Source organism: Oscillospiraceae bacterium, from assembly GCA_015068645.1.
Classification (GTDB): Bacteria; Bacillota; Clostridia; order UMGS1840; family UMGS1840; genus SIG452.
Map to the genome: position 1 here is coordinate 71560 of SVKD01000001.1, position 13276 is coordinate 84835.

At 37.6% G+C, this 13276-nt stretch carries 12 protein-coding genes; all 12 read left to right on the top strand.

Annotated features, from left to right (window positions below; translation table 11 throughout):
- Positions 1-183 precede the first annotated feature (183 nt).
- The 12 genes from E7413_00355 (at position 184) to E7413_00410 (ending at position 13268) form a co-directional block, all read left to right on the top strand.
- On the top strand, positions 184-1269 hold the full coding sequence (locus tag E7413_00355; protein ID MBE7018318.1) for an ATP-dependent 6-phosphofructokinase: 1086 nt from the start codon (positions 184-186) through the stop codon (positions 1267-1269).
- Positions 1270-1442: 173 nt separating this feature from the next.
- Entirely contained in the window at positions 1443-1769 is a 327-nt protein-coding gene (locus E7413_00360; protein MBE7018319.1) for a hypothetical protein, read from the top strand.
- A 146-nt stretch (positions 1770-1915) separates the two neighbouring features.
- The gene (locus E7413_00365) at positions 1916-3136 is read left to right on the top strand and encodes an OFA family MFS transporter (GenBank protein ID MBE7018320.1); all 1221 of its coding nucleotides are present in this window, start codon (positions 1916-1918) and stop codon (positions 3134-3136) included.
- A 148-nt stretch (positions 3137-3284) separates the two neighbouring features.
- Entirely contained in the window at positions 3285-4265 is a 981-nt protein-coding gene (locus tag E7413_00370; GenBank protein MBE7018321.1) for a choloylglycine hydrolase family protein, read from the top strand.
- 88 nt (positions 4266-4353) lie between these two features.
- Positions 4354-5268, top strand: coding sequence for an aldo/keto reductase family oxidoreductase (locus E7413_00375; GenBank protein MBE7018322.1), 915 nt, complete (start codon positions 4354-4356; stop codon positions 5266-5268).
- Positions 5269-5319: 51 nt separating this feature from the next.
- Positions 5320-6654, top strand: a complete 1335-nt coding sequence (locus E7413_00380; protein MBE7018323.1) for an HD domain-containing protein — start codon at positions 5320-5322, stop codon at positions 6652-6654.
- A 76-nt stretch (positions 6655-6730) separates the two neighbouring features.
- Positions 6731-7216, top strand: coding sequence for a cytidine deaminase (locus E7413_00385; GenBank protein ID MBE7018324.1), 486 nt, complete (start codon positions 6731-6733; stop codon positions 7214-7216).
- A gap of 46 nt (positions 7217-7262) precedes the next feature.
- The gene (locus E7413_00390; protein ID MBE7018325.1) at positions 7263-8609 is read left to right on the top strand and encodes a glucose-6-phosphate isomerase; all 1347 of its coding nucleotides are present in this window, start codon (positions 7263-7265) and stop codon (positions 8607-8609) included.
- Positions 8610-8812: 203 nt separating this feature from the next.
- Entirely contained in the window at positions 8813-9226 is a 414-nt protein-coding gene (locus tag E7413_00395; GenBank protein ID MBE7018326.1) for a hypothetical protein, read from the top strand.
- Between the two features lie 247 nt (positions 9227-9473).
- Positions 9474-11405, top strand: a complete 1932-nt coding sequence (locus E7413_00400; GenBank protein ID MBE7018327.1) for an aconitate hydratase — start codon at positions 9474-9476, stop codon at positions 11403-11405.
- Positions 11406-11432: 27 nt separating this feature from the next.
- Positions 11433-12590 carry an isocitrate/isopropylmalate dehydrogenase family protein gene (locus E7413_00405; GenBank protein ID MBE7018328.1) on the top strand — a complete coding sequence of 386 codons (1158 nt, stop codon included), beginning with the start codon at positions 11433-11435 and terminating at the stop codon, positions 12588-12590.
- 27 nt (positions 12591-12617) lie between these two features.
- Positions 12618-13268, top strand: coding sequence for a redox-sensing transcriptional repressor Rex (locus E7413_00410; protein MBE7018329.1), 651 nt, complete (start codon positions 12618-12620; stop codon positions 13266-13268).
- Positions 13269-13276: the final 8 nt, after the last annotated feature.

Consider the following 13276-nt stretch of genomic DNA (forward strand, 5'->3'; position numbering starts at 1 on the left):
TATCCGATTTTCACTTTATTGTCAAGAAAATACAGACAGAATATTGATAGAAAAGTCATCAAACAGGACATCCTTTAATATTTTATCAAAAACTATTGATTTTTTCCGAAAAATAATGTAAAATAAAGAGGTTAAAAAATAAAATATGTATCTTAAACTGATACGGCACTAAAAGGAGTTCCTATGAAACGTATTGGAATTTTAACGGGCGGCGGAGACTGTCCCGGCTTAAATCCGGTCATTCGCGCAGTAGTAAAGACAGCTATTGAGAAGTACGGTATGAGCGTTGTCGGCTTTAAGAACGGTTATAAAGGTTTGTATGAAAATCAGACTTTGGAACTGACATTGGAAAACACCTCGGGGATTTTGCACCGTGGAGGTACTATTTTATTCAGCTCCAATAAAGATAATTTATTTGATTACTTAGTACCCGATGAAAACGGAAACATGGTGAAAAAAGACGTTTCTTCTGTGGGTGTTGAAAATATCAAAAAGAATAACATTGATGCCATGATTATTATCGGTGGCGACGGCACACTAACCAGCGGACGTGATTTCGCAAGATTAGGCGTTCCTGTAATCGGTGTTCCAAAAACCATTGATAACGATTTATCTTCCACTGATACCACTTTTGGTTTTGATACCGCTGTGGGCGTTGCAACCGATGCGATTGACAGAATTCATACCACTGCAGAATCTCACCACAGAATTATCACTGTAGAAATTATGGGAAGATACGCAGGTTTCTTAGGATTATCCTCAGGGGTTGCAGGGGGTGCAGACGTTATCTTAATCCCCGAAATTCCCTACGATATCAATAAAGTGGCAGAACATATCAAAAAACGTATTGCCCAAGGAAAAGAATTTTCCGTTGTGGCAGTTGCAGAAGGAGCAAAATCCATTACCGGTGAAGTGGTGATTCAAAAAGTAATTGAAAACAGTCCTGACCCGGTTCGTCTGGGCGGTGTTGCACAAAAAGTTGCAGAAGACTTGGAACAGATGGTTGGTTTGGAAGCTCGTGCTACCATTTTGGGACATATTCAGAGAGGCGGAACACCATCCTCTGCAGATAGAATTCTGTCCACCCGTTACGGTGTGGCTGCCGTGGAACTTGCAATGGCAGGAAAATTCGGCAATATGGTTTGTTTAAAAGACAACCAGATGACTTACGCTTCCTTAGAAGATGTTATCGGTGCTAATAAAGCCGTAGACCCCAACGGGGAACTGGTACAAGCTGCGAAAGCTATCGGTACTTGTTTCGGTGACTAATAAAAACAAAAAAACGCAGATTTTTTCATAAAATCTGCGTTTTTTATCACAATATTTGACTTTGAAACTGCACTGTGGTAAAATAATCATATCTTAGACAGTAACAGATCAATTTTGATTCTGATTTAATATGAGGGGATGTCAAGAATATGCGGAAGGAGGCTAAAATCAAATTGAAAAAATTTATATTTGAAATGATTATATTAGGATTTCAATTATTTTTATTTTATATTTTCCCGTTATTTTTAGGTCCCACCAATGCAATCGAAATGGTACTTTTTATTATTTCAGCCACATTTTTGCTTTCTTTGGTGATTGGTTGTGTTTCCACCCATCAGATTCGATTTTTCTATCCCTTCGTAACGGCAATAATATTTATTCCTTCAGTTTTTCTTTATTATAACGAATCAGCACTGGTACATTCTGTCTGGTATTTAGTAGTATCATCGGTAGGAATGTTATTAGGTTCCATAACAAAACTTGGGAAAAAGAACTTATAAATCAAAAAATCAGATGACAAATCAGAATACGATGGCTTTTTAAATCTTTTTGATATTTCTTCCAACACACTTGATTTTTAAAAAAATATATACTATAATATCTAAGTACAAAATTTTATGAAAAGGAAAATTTTATGAACAAAACAATGAAAAAAGAACAAAATCTCTACCTTCGCTGGTTTTATATGATTGTTGGTGTGGTTGCTATGCTGTTTGCAGGAGTGCTATACGCCTGGTCTATTTTAAAATCGCCCTTATCCACAGAATTCGGATGGGGTCCATCCGATCTTGCTCTTTGCTTTACTCTGGCAATGACCTTTTTCTGCGTTGGCGGTTTGCTTGGTGCACGACTTTCAGAACGGGCGGGACACAGAGTTGCCCTGATTACGGCAGGAGTTTTGTCTGCTGCAGGATTTTTCCTGACTGCTGCTTTGCAGAACGTGTCAGTTGTGATGTTATATCTTACCTATGGTGTGTTGGCAGGTCTTGGCATCGGAATTGCCTATAACGTTTCGATTGCCACAGTGAGCGTCTGGTTTCCTGACAAAAAGGGACTTTGCTCCGGTTGTCTGATGATGGGATTTGGAGCATCTGCATTGGTATTAGGGAATGTGGCAGATGCAATGTTTAAAAGTACCGTTGGTTGGCGTATGACTTATGTGGCATTAGGGGTTTCCATTTTTATTATTTTAACTTTGGCGGGACTGTTACTGAAAAAACCTTCTGCCGATACCATTTTACCCACACCAAAAGCTAATAAAAACACACAAGCCGAAACATTTGAAAAACAGGAATACACCTCTTTGCAGATGCTAAAAAGACCGTCTTTTTGGATGGCATTTATTACCATTTCTTTCTTGGCTGCAGTGGGTAGTTCTGTAATTAGTTTTGCAAAAGACTTAGCACTTTCCGTTCAAGCTCCTGAATCCTTAGCAGTTTCCTTGGTAGGAGTGTTGTCTGTATGCAACGGAATCGGACGAATCCTTACAGGTGCAATCTTTGATGTGATTGGTCGCAGAAAAACAATGCTTTGCGCAAATATTTTAACGATTGGCGCTGCCGCAGTTACTTTGTTTGCGGTGTCTTCCGGTAATCTGTGGCTTTGTATCATTGGTCTTTGTCTGACAGGGATTTCATACGGTGCCTGTCCCACCATTACTGCCGCGTGCACTTCTTCCTTTTATGGTATGAAGCATTTTCCAAACAATATGGCAATTATGACTTTTACCGTTATGGTTGGTTCTTTTATCGCCACGGCATCCAACACTGTTTTGGAAGCATCCGGTGCATACATTATGCCTTTTATTATGCTTCTTGCTCTGACATTTGTGGCACTTGTTTTAAACTTGTTTATCCGTAAACCGTGATCAAAAAAGCAGATTTTTCCCGAAAAAAGAAGAATCTGCTTTTTTGTTTCATTGTTTGACATTAGGGAGTTATTATGATAAAATAATAATAGAATTATAGTTGTCTGTCGATACTAAAACTAATTCTGTAATGAGGAGCGTATCGGATATGTGTACCGCTGTTACCTACAAAACAAAAGACCATTATTTTGGCAGGAATTTAGATTTGGAATATTCTTATCAGGAAACAGTTACCGTTACCCCTAGAAATTACGCGTTCCATTTTCGGAAAATGGGAAAAATACTAAGTCATTATGCTATTATCGGTATGGCGTATGTTTCCAAAAATTATCCGTTGTACTATGATGCCATCAATGAGAAAGGTCTCTGTATTGCAGGATTGAATTTTCCTGAAAATGCAGGTTATAAACCATATTGTGACGGTAAAGACAATGTGACTCCTTTCGAACTGATCCCCTGGTTGTTAGGACAATGTGCAACTGTGGTCGACGCTGAAAAGCTTATCCGAACAATCAATCTTCTCGATGAAAATTTTAGCGATGAACTTCCATTATCACCGCTTCATTGGTTAATTTCTGACAAAGAACGTTCCATCACTTTGGAATCCGTAAAATCAGGTATCAAAATTTATGAGAATCCCGTTGGAATACTCACCAATAATCCCACATTTGATTATCAGTTATTTAACTTAAATAATTATATGCAGCTTACCAAAGGAACACCAAAAAATTCCTTTACAAATGACGAAAACTTAGAACTGGAAAAATATTCCCGCGGAATGGGAGCGATAGGATTGCCGGGTGATGCATCTTCTATGTCCCGATTTGTGAAAGCTTCTTTTGTGAAATTAAATTCTGTATCAAGCGATTCCGAAGAAGAAAGTGTCAGTCAGTTTTTTCATATTTTAAAATCGGTGGAAATGCCACGTGGATGCGTGGAGCTGGCAAAAGATGTATATGAAATTACTCATTACAGTTCTTGTTGCAACATTGACCGCGGTATTTATTACTATACCACTTATGATAACGCTCAGATTTGTGCCGTAGATATGTATAAAGAGAATTTGGAGGGATACGAACTTATCAGCTATCCTTTAATGAAAAAACAAAATATTATGTATCAGAATTGAACGAAAAAATTGTAATGAACAATAGAAATAATTTTTTGTCTTGACGTGATACGAGTCTAAATAAAACAACTATAAAAGGAGTACAAATATGAAAAATATTACTATTGGAAATCAAATCAATGCATCGGCGGTATCGCTTGGGTGCATGAGAATGAGTGACTTAGATGAAAAGCGTGTGGATGCAATTATGGATACTGCATTAGAATATGGCGTTAATTTCTTTGACCATGCGGATATTTATGGTGTGGGGAAGTCGGAACGCTTTTTCGGAGAATATTTAAAAAGAAACCCCGGTGTTCGTGAAAAAATCTGGATTCAGAGCAAATGTTCCATTCACGACGGTCAGTTTGATTTTTCCAAAGAACATATCTTAAAGTCGGTAGATGGAATTCTTTCCCGTCTTGGTGTGGATTGCTTAGATGTATTACTGTTACACCGTCCCGATACCTTAATGGAGCCTGAAGAAGTGGCAGAGGCTTTCAATCAGCTGGAAACTTCCGGAAAGGTAAAATATTTTGGTGTTTCCAATCAAAATATGATGCAGATGGAACTGCTAAAAACTGCCGTCAAACAACCACTTATCATCAATCAGCTTCAGTTTTCGGTCACCGAAGCAGGTTTGGTAACTTCGGGCATGAATGTGAATATGAAAAACGCAGAATCCGTGATGCACGATGGTTCATTTTTAGAATATAGTCGCATCAAAAACATTACCATTCAGGCGTGGTCGCCCTTTCAGCACGGATTTTTCGGTGGAAGTTATATTGATAACGAAGATTTTCCTGAATTAAATAAAAAGTTAGCTGAAATCGCAGAAGAATACGGTATCACCAAAACCGGTGTTGCAGCTTCCTGGATTCTTCGTCATCCTGCTAATATGCAGTTAATTGCGGGTACTATGAATCCGTCTCGTTTGGAAGAAATCTGCAAAGGTGCGGATGTTGTATTATCCCGTGACCAATGGTATCAGATTTACCGTGCAGCAGGGCATACCCTTCCGTAATTTTTATCAAGCAAATTTCTCTTTTTTAATTTTGCCTTAGGAGTTTATGATATGATAAATATTCCAACAGAGGTTTTATCTTTATTAGAACAATTAAAAAATGCCGGACATTCCGCCTACGTGGTAGGCGGTTGTGTTCGTGATTGCCTTTTAGGACTAAAACCCGGAGATTGGGATATTTGCACATCTGCTTTACCTGAACAGATGAAAGAATGCTTTTCGGGGTATCACATCATTGAAACCGGATTAAAACATGGAACTTTAACGGTTCGTCTCAATCATCAATCCTATGAAACTACCACATTCCGCACAGACGGAAACTACATAGATTGTCGTCATCCTGAACTAGTAACATTTGTATCAGATATCAAAGAGGACCTTGCCCGCCGCGATTTTACGGTCAATGCGATGGCATATCATCCGAAAGAAGGTCTTGTTGATTTATTCGGAGGACAGGAGGATTTACAAAACAAGAAACTGCGATGTGTAGGCAATAGCAAAATACGGTTTACAGAGGATGCTCTTCGGATTATGAGAGGACTTCGATTTGCTGCAACCTACGGCTTTTCAATTGCTCCCGAAACCAAAAAAGCAATGTTTCAAACGAAAGAATTCCTTTTAAAAATTGCACCCGAACGTATTATTGTGGAATTAAAAAAATTACTGTTGGGGGAATATGCAGAAAATATTCTTTTAGATTATCGTGATATTTTCGGGCAAATAATTCCCGAACTTTCACCGATGTTTGATTTTCATCAAAAAAGTCCTCATCATATGTATGATGTATATACGCACACGATAAAGAGTGTTGCTTTATCAGAAAAAGATATCTTGGTTCGTCTGGCAGTGTTGTTTCACGATATCGGAAAGCCAAAAACATTCTTTCAAGACGAAAATGGGGCAGGGCACTTTTATTCTCACTCCTCGGTGGGTGCAGAGATTACCTGCAACATCTTAAAACAAATGAGATTTGATGGGAACACCGTTGAGGTGGTAACAGAATTGGTAAAATATCATGATGCACAAATAGAACCTACAGAAAAATCAGTAAAACGGTGGCTCAATAAAATCGGACAGGAACAGTTTAAACGTTTGCTTTTTGTAAAAGAAGCAGATGCAAAATCTACCATTCATTCTGATGAAAAACTGACAAAAATTCAGGAAATTAAAATGGTGTTTTTCAAGGTTTTGGAAGCAGATGCTTGTTTTTTATTAAAAGATTTAGCCATATCGGGAAATGATTTGATTGCTCTGGGTATTCCCAGTGGAAAACAAATTGGAGAAATTTTAAAAAAGATCCTTGATTTGGTGATAGATGGTGAAATTTCTAACGAAAAAGAATGCTTGTTATTCCACGCCGAAAAAGAATACAAAAAATTGAAATAAATTTAAAAATTATCTTGCCAAAGGAATTTTTTTATAGTATAATATGTGTCAAATAAAATTTTAAGGAGGTATATCTATGGAGCGTAAAGACAAACAGAATTATTATCTTGATATTGCGGAAGCAGTTGTAACAAGAGGTACATGTTTAAGACGTAATTTTGGTGCCATTATTGTGAAGAATGACGAAATTATTTCCACAGGATATACCGGTGCTCCCAGAGGCAGAAAAAACTGTGCAGATTTAGGAAGCTGTGTCAGAGAAAACCTAAATGTTCCCAGAGGGGAACGGTATGAACTTTGCCGTTCTGTTCACGCTGAAGCTAACTGTATCATCAGTGCAAAACGTTCCGATATGATTGGTGCCACGCTTTATCTGGTAGGTAAAGAAATGGCTGACGGTAGTTATGTGAAAAACGCCAACCCCTGTGCGATGTGCAAGCGTCTTATTATCAATGCCGGGATTGAGTGGGTGATTGTCAGAAACACTAAAGATGAATTTACCACGGTTCACGTTCGTGACTGGATTTATAATGACGATACGTTAGGATGCAGTTCTTATTAAGTTTTTAACTTGAATACATAAAACAAATGAAAAGGATTTTACTACCATGAGCAAATTAACAGTTGATTTTTCCAAAACAAAAGGTTTTGTGGATGCCACCGAGTTTGATAAAATTTCTTATCAGGCGAAAGCAGCAATTGATTTATTGCATGCAAAAACCGGTCCTGGAAATGATTTTTTGGGATGGCTGGATTTACCCGCAACTTACGATAAAGAAGAATTTTCCCGCATTAAAGCAGCTGCAAAAAAAATCAAAGAACAGTCTGATGCGTTGATTACCATCGGCATCGGCGGGTCTTATCTTGGCGCAAGAGCAGCAATTGAGTTTTTAAACGGTCCTTTATATAATGTAAAAACCAAAGAGTTTCCGCAGATTTTCTTTGCAGGAAATACTATTAGTTCCGAGTATCACAGCGATTTGTTACAGTTGATGGAAGAAAAAGATTTCTCCATTAACGTCATTTCCAAATCCGGTACTACCACCGAACCTGCTTTGGCATTCCGTCTGTTTAAAGACCTGATGGAGAAAAAATATGGCAAAGAAGGAGCAAAAGAACGAATTTACGTTACTACTGACGCCAATAAGGGAACTCTTCTCAATTTAGCAAGAGAAGAAGGGTACGAAACTTTTGTTGTGCCTGACGTAGTAGGCGGAAGATTTTCTGTATTAACTGCTGTTGGTCTTCTTCCTATCGCTTGCGCAGGTGCTGACTTGGATGCTTTGATGCAAGGTGCTTATGATGCAATGAACGATTATAAGTGCACCAATATCAGCGAAAACGATTGTTTAAAATACGCAGTTACCCGTAATTTGTTATACCGCAAAGGAAAAAATGTGGAAACTTTAGTCTCATATGAACCTGCTATGGTGATGTTCTCCGAGTGGTACAAACAATTATTTGGGGAAAGCGAAGGAAAAGAACAGAAGGGCATTTTACCCACTTCTATGAATTTCTCTACCGACTTACATTCTTTAGGTCAGTATGTGCAGGAAGGCTTAAGAAATCTGTTTGAAACGATTATTACAGTAAAAAATCCCACCACTGACATTACGATTTCTGAAGACCCCGACAATGTGGACGGACTCAACTTCTTAGCAGGTAAAACTGTTGATTATGTCAATAAAAAAGCGTTCTTGGGAACCTTGATGGCACATTATGACGGCGGTGTTCCCAACATCGTAATTTCCATGGAGAAAAAAGACGAATACAACCTTGGTTATTTATTCTATTTCTTCGAAAAAGCCTGCGCAATTTCCGGTTATATGCTCGGTGTAAATCCGTTTGATCAGCCCGGTGTAGAAGTGTATAAGAAAAATATGTTTGCGCTTTTGGGCAAAGATGGTTATCAGGATATGAAAGCGGAACTGGAAGCCAGAATAAATTCTTTGTAAATGTAACAAAAAAGTAACGAAAAATATTGCGAAAAAACACTTGCATTTTTTTATTGATTATGATATACTTATTTTAGGAAAAATAATTTTATATTGTTTTTCCTTCAGATATTGCTGATAGAATAAATAATCAGCTGTATCCGGCATAAATAACTGAAGAAAGGGTTTTTAAGGGAAACCTTAAAACGATGAGGATTTTCATTATGATTAAAGTGTTAATTGGCCCCAAAGGAACCGGCAAATCCAAAACCTTAATCTCTTGGGTAGCTGAAGCGGTTGAAAACGAGCACGGTAACGTGGTTTGTATCGTAAAAGACGATCGCTATAATTTAAGCATTTCCCGTGATGCAAGATTAATCAATGCATCTGATTTTGAAATTAACGGAGCAGGGGAATTATATGGTTTCTTATGTGGTTTGATTTCTATGAACTTTGATGTAACTCACATCTTTATTGATAGCTTAACAACCATTATGAAATCTTCTGTAAAAGACGCTGATTTAGTGATTCCTTACTTAGAAAAACTGTCTAATCAGTTTAACATTAAATTCACAATTATGATTAGTGGTGAAGAAGCTGAAGCTCAGGACCTGACTAAAAAATATATTGTGAAATAAAACCTCTTTCTTGTATTTTAAGGCTTACTATGAATAAATAGTAAGCCTTTTTTTGTGTTTTTTGAAATGATTAACGTTTATATTTCTTCGTGATTCTTATTTTTAAAAAAAGCACTAAAAAATTGTTATTTTTTTAACTAAAGCCTTGCATTTCATTTCTTTTTATGATAAAATATACCATTATGTGTATTTTTAGAATTTAATAGAAAGGCTATCTGTTTTTTTACAGGTAGGTGCGGTGATTATTATGGGTTACACACTTGCAGAAAAAATATTAAAAGAGCATCTGGTTGAAGGTGAATTGAAACGAGGAAGCGCAATTGCCATTCGTATTGACCAGACCTTAACTCAGGATGCAACTGGTACTATGGCTTACTTAGAATTTGAAGCTATGGGCGTAAAACGTGTAAAGACTGAGAAATCAGTTGCATACATTGATCATAATACACTGCAATCAGGTTTTGAAAACGCCGACGACCACCGTTTCATCGGAAGTATCTGTAAAAAACACGGCATTTATTTCTCCCGTCCCGGTAACGGTATTTGTCATCAGGTTCATTTGGAACGCTTTGGCATTCCCGGTAAAACCTTAATTGGTTCCGACTCTCACACACCCACCGGTGGCGGTATCGGTATGATTGCAATTGGTGCAGGCGGTATGGACGTTGCTGTTGCCATGGGCGGTGGTGCATATCATATTGTTTGTCCTGAAATTGTGAAAGTGGAATTAACCGGAAAATTAAGCCCTTGGGTAAGTGCAAAAGACGTTATTTTAGAAGTATTAAGAATTCTTTCCGTAAAAGGCGGCGTCGGTAAAATTATTGAATATGCCGGAGAAGGTGTGAAAACACTTTCCGTTCCGGAACGTGCTACCATCACCAATATGGGAGCAGAACTAGGTGCAACCACTTCTATTTTTCCGTCTGATGAAATCACCAAGGCATTCTTGAAAGCTCAAAAAAGAGAAGAAGATTACACTCCGTTAGCAGCAGACGAAGATGCGGTTTACGATAAAGTGATCACTATCAATTTATCTGAATTAAAACCGCTGGCTGCTTGTCCGCATTCTCCTGATAATATTAAATCCGTGGAAGAAATCGGTAATATGAAAATTGACCAGGTTTGCATCGGCTCTTGCACGAATTCCTCCTTACTGGATATGATGAAAGTTGCTCATATCTTAAAAGGAAAAACCGTGCATCCTGATGTTTCCTTAGCAATTGCACCCGGTTCCAAACAGGTATTAAATATGCTGGCAGAAAATGGTGCGTTATCCATTTTAATTGATGCAGGTGCAAGAATTTTAGAAAGTGCTTGCGGTCCTTGTATTGGTATGGGACAGTCTCCCAACTCCAAAGGAATTTCTTTAAGAACCTTTAACCGTAACTTTGAAGGAAGATCCGGTACAAAAGACGGTCAGATTTATTTGGTTTCTCCCGAAATGGCTGCGATTTCTGCAATCAACGGTTACCTGACTGACCCCAGAGAAATCGGCGACATGCCTGATTTCAAATTGCCTGAAGTATTTACTATCAATGATAATATGATTGTTCCTCCTGTAGCAGAAGCAGACATGGATTCCGTGGAAGTATTAAGAGGGCCTAACATTAAACCCTTCCCCACATCTGAACCGTTGGAAGACAGTATTATTGCAGGAGTAAGTTTAAAAGTGGGAGACAATATCACCACTGACCATATTATGCCTGCAGGTGCAAAAATTTTGCCTTTACGTTCTAATATTCCTGCGATTTCCAAATTCTGTTTTGCAGTATGTGATGAAGGATTTCACGACAGAGCATTAGAAATGAAAAAATCCATCATTATCGGTGGTGCGAATTACGGTCAGGGTTCTTCCAGAGAACATGCTGCATTAGCACCGTTGTACTTAGGAGTAAAAGCGGTTATCACCAAATCCTTTGCAAGAATTCATAAAGCAAACTTAATCAATGCAGGGATTGTTCCGCTCACATTCCAAAATGAAGCTGATTACGATTGCATTGATTTAAATGATGAATTAGAATTAAAAGATATCAAATCTGCAATTGCAAACGATACTGCGATTGTATTATTTAACAAAACAAAAAACAAAGAAATTCCGTTGATTCAGGAATTTTCCGAAAGAGACCGCGAAATGTTGATTGACGGTGGATTGTTGAATTTCACCAAAAATCATGCATAACTTAAAATAAAAAAAGGAGTAAACAAAATGGATAAAATTCAGATTGCAAAAGAAAAATTCGAAAAGATTTTAGAAAAACAGTTAGCAAGAGTTGAAAGAATTAATAATGCAGGAGATTTTAAAGATTTTACCAAGCTTGATAAAATTATAATCGGTGTTTGTGGTGGTGACGGTATTGGCCCCAGAATTACCGGAGAAGGTCATAAAATCTTAGAATTTTTATTAAAAGATGAAGTTGAAAAAGGAAAGGTTCAATTTAAAGTAATTGACGGTTTAACAATTGAACGCCGTGCAGAATTAAATAAAGCAATTCCTGATGACACTTTAGCAGAATTAAAATCCTGTGATGTTATCTTAAAAGGACCTACCACCACTCCCAGAAAAGGTGATCCGTGGCCGAATGTAGAAAGTGCAAACGTTGCAATGAGAAAAGAACTGGATTTATTTGCTAACGTTCGTCCTGTAAAAGTTCCGGAACAGGGAATTGATTGGACTTTCTTCAGAGAAAACACAGAAGGTTCTTATGCAGTTGGATCTGACGGCATTGAGATTGATGAGGATTTGGCAATTGATTTTTGTGTGACAACAACAGAAGGAACAAGAAGAATTGCAAAAGCAGCTTTTGACTATGCAAAAGCTAATGGGAAAACTAGAGTTTCTATCGTTACAAAAGCAAATGTTATCAAAACAACCGACGGTAAATTCTTAAGAATCTGCAACGAGATTGCAAAAGATTATCCGGGAATTGAAGTGGATGACTGGTATATTGATATTATGACAGCAAAGCTTGTTGACGAAAAGAGAAGAAAAGACTTTCAGGTTATGATTCTTCCCAACTTATATGGTGATATTATCACAGATGAAGCTGCCGAATTCCAAGGCGGGGTTGGAACCGCTGGTTCTTCCAATTTAGGGAAACAGTATGCAATGTTTGAAGCTATCCATGGTTCTGCACCTCGTATGGTGAAAGAAGGCAGGGATATTTATGCAGATCCCTGTTCTATTTTCCGTGCTTGTGTAATGCTTTTGTCTCATATCGGCTACACCGATGCAGCAAACAAATTGGAAAAGGCATTAGATATCTGTATGTATACTGAAAAGAAAGTGGTAATCACCGGTCGTTCTGACGGTGCAACTAGCGCTGAATTCTCTCAGTATGTTATGGATACTGTGGCAAAAATGTGATTTTTACATAGAAAGTAGAATGAATACATGACACAGAGAAAAAAAGTTTCTGAAGCCGTTATCAAACGACTTCCAAGATATTACAGGCATTTATCTCAGCTTTTAGAAGGTAATATTGACCGTATTTCCTCTAATGAGTTAGCCCAAAGAATGCATATTACCGCATCTCAGGTTCGTCAGGATTTGAATAATTTTGGCGGTTTTGGTCAGCAAGGATACGGATATAATGTTGAAGTGCTTCATGCCGAAATTGGTAATATACTGGGTTTGGGGCAAGAACTTTCCTGTGTTTTAGTCGGAGCAGGGAACTTAGGTCATGCTGTTGCAAATTACACTAATTTTGAACGTCGAGGTTTTAAAATCAAAGCCATTTTTGATAATAATCCCGATGTAATCGGAACCGAAATTAACGGCTTAGTCGTTCAACCTGTTCATCGCTTAACATCATTTATTCAGGAATATGAAATTAAAATTGCCATGCTGACTCTTCCTGCAACATCAGTTAAAGAACTGATTGATGATATCGTAGAAGCGGGAGTCAAAGGAATCTGGAATTTTTCCTATTTAGATGTAGAGGTTCCGTCAAATGTTGCTTTAGTAAATGTACATCTATCTGATAGTTTAATGACATTAGCTTATAAATTAAACGAAATAGAACACTTTGAAAACATAAAATAATCAATGAA

Coding starts and splice junctions, on each gene's coding strand:
- E7413_00355 (MBE7018318.1), top strand. CDS start 184: ATGAAACGTATTGGAATTTTAACGGGCGGCGGAGACTGTCCCGGCTTA.
- E7413_00365 (MBE7018320.1), top strand. CDS start 1,916: ATGAAAAAAGAACAAAATCTCTACCTTCGCTGGTTTTATATGATTGTT.
- E7413_00370 (MBE7018321.1), top strand. CDS start 3,285: ATGTGTACCGCTGTTACCTACAAAACAAAAGACCATTATTTTGGCAGG.
- E7413_00375 (MBE7018322.1), top strand. CDS start 4,354: ATGAAAAATATTACTATTGGAAATCAAATCAATGCATCGGCGGTATCG.
- E7413_00380 (MBE7018323.1), top strand. CDS start 5,320: ATGATAAATATTCCAACAGAGGTTTTATCTTTATTAGAACAATTAAAA.
- E7413_00385 (MBE7018324.1), top strand. CDS start 6,731: ATGGAGCGTAAAGACAAACAGAATTATTATCTTGATATTGCGGAAGCA.
- E7413_00390 (MBE7018325.1), top strand. CDS start 7,263: ATGAGCAAATTAACAGTTGATTTTTCCAAAACAAAAGGTTTTGTGGAT.
- E7413_00395 (MBE7018326.1), top strand. CDS start 8,813: ATGATTAAAGTGTTAATTGGCCCCAAAGGAACCGGCAAATCCAAAACC.
- E7413_00400 (MBE7018327.1), top strand. CDS start 9,474: ATGGGTTACACACTTGCAGAAAAAATATTAAAAGAGCATCTGGTTGAA.
- E7413_00405 (MBE7018328.1), top strand. CDS start 11,433: ATGGATAAAATTCAGATTGCAAAAGAAAAATTCGAAAAGATTTTAGAA.
- E7413_00410 (MBE7018329.1), top strand. CDS start 12,618: ATGACACAGAGAAAAAAAGTTTCTGAAGCCGTTATCAAACGACTTCCA.